This window comes from Lacinutrix chionoecetis (genome assembly GCF_053604665.1).
Genome location: NZ_JBSHNQ010000024.1, coordinates 1 through 350, shown reverse-complemented (window position 1 = coordinate 350; position 350 = coordinate 1). Strand labels below are relative to the sequence as shown.

General features: G+C 47.7%; 1 protein-coding gene. It reads left to right on the top strand.

What is annotated here, in order from left to right; translation table 11 throughout:
- On the top strand, positions 1-350 hold a 350-nt coding region (locus ACVC43_RS00125), incomplete at both ends, for an Ig-like domain-containing protein (RefSeq protein ID WP_452222543.1).

Below are 350 nucleotides of genomic sequence, written 5' to 3'. Positions count from 1 at the left end.
ACCGATAATGCTACAGGCTGTAGCAGCGATGCCACTACCTTTGTAGAAGTAAGCGAGCCACCAGTAATTAGCGCAGAAGTCACCACCTTAGCCTTTGCAGACCAGCATGACATACAGGTAACTGCAACAGGCACCACAGGCACCTCAATAGCCGTGTACGAGTTTAGTATCGATGGTGGCAGCTGGGAGATGAACACGCCAAACGATGGTACTTATACCTTTACCGATGTGGCAGCAGGAGAACATACCATAACAGTAAGAGATATTTTAGGATGTGGTGAAGCCACCCTAACCATTATGGTGATGGATTACCCACAGTACTTTACACCAAATGGCGATGGTTACCACGA